Below are 901 nucleotides of genomic sequence, written 5' to 3' on the forward strand. Positions count from 1 at the left end.
AAGGCGGTCGCGGCGAAGGTACCGGTGAAGAGGGAAGAGGTGAGAAAGGCTCCGGCGCAAAAGACGACCAAAGAGATTCGTGAGTGGGCGATCGGGGCGGGCCATGTGGTGTCCGCCCGCGGCCGGATTCCGGTCGAGATCGAGCGAGTATTCCACGATGCCCAGGCCGAAATTTCGGTCGCGTGAGGTGCAGCATTGCCCCCGATTCTCGAAGACGCCAACTGTGCTGCGCCAGGGACGGGTTGGCATCAACGGTGTCAGTGATGTGCAACATCGACTACAGAAAATGTGAAGCGGGTCATATCACTGTGACGGGGGTGCACACGGCGGATTCAACCGGATGTGCCGAAACCGCGGATGCGACGAAAAGGTAGGGCGCGCATGACCACAGCCTCGATGATTCCGGCGTCTTCGATCCCCTCATGCCGCCGGTGCGGCGCAGCGGCGGCATGAGCACCGCGGGGATCAAAGCGAGGATCGAGGCCATGTACGCAGACGACCGACGACCGGTGACCCAGACGGGTCCGCGCTGACACATTAAGGGGGACACGATGAATGTGCTGCTTCTGCTGGGTTTGCTGATCACCGCGTTCGCTGCCGTGCTGGCGATGCAGACCGACGAGCAGTCCCGCTCTCGGCACTGAATGGCGCGTCACCAGTGGTGTCGGAGGTCGTGGGTAGATTCCCTGAGTGACGATCGAGGTAACCGCCAGCACACCCGCAGGGTTGAATCCGGCCGACGGCGGGTGGGGTGCGGTACCGGAGCTGTCCGAGCAGACGGTGGCGCAGATCGCCGGGGCGCTCGAGGCGTCGCAATCGGCGGGCACCCCGCCGCGTCTACGCCTCGGACTGGCGCCGCTTCCGCAGCTGGTGCCACACCCACGGCCACCCGTCGTTGCCG

At 64.7% G+C, this 901-nt stretch carries 1 protein-coding gene and 1 pseudogene; both read left to right on the forward strand.

What is annotated here, in order from left to right; genetic code table 11:
* Positions 1-186 (forward strand): Lsr2 family DNA-binding protein (locus AZG88_RS32320; RefSeq protein ID WP_197487978.1); only part of this gene is annotated, 186 nt, incomplete at its 5' end.
* Positions 187-690: 504 nt separating this feature from the next.
* Positions 691-901, forward strand: a pseudogene (locus AZG88_RS52130) (hypothetical protein); the annotation flags it as partial.

Origin of the sequence: Rhodococcus sp. LB1 (assembly GCF_001583455.1) — a bacterium.
In the GTDB taxonomy this organism is placed as follows: Bacteria; Actinomycetota; Actinomycetes; order Mycobacteriales; family Mycobacteriaceae; genus Rhodococcus_F; species Rhodococcus_F opacus.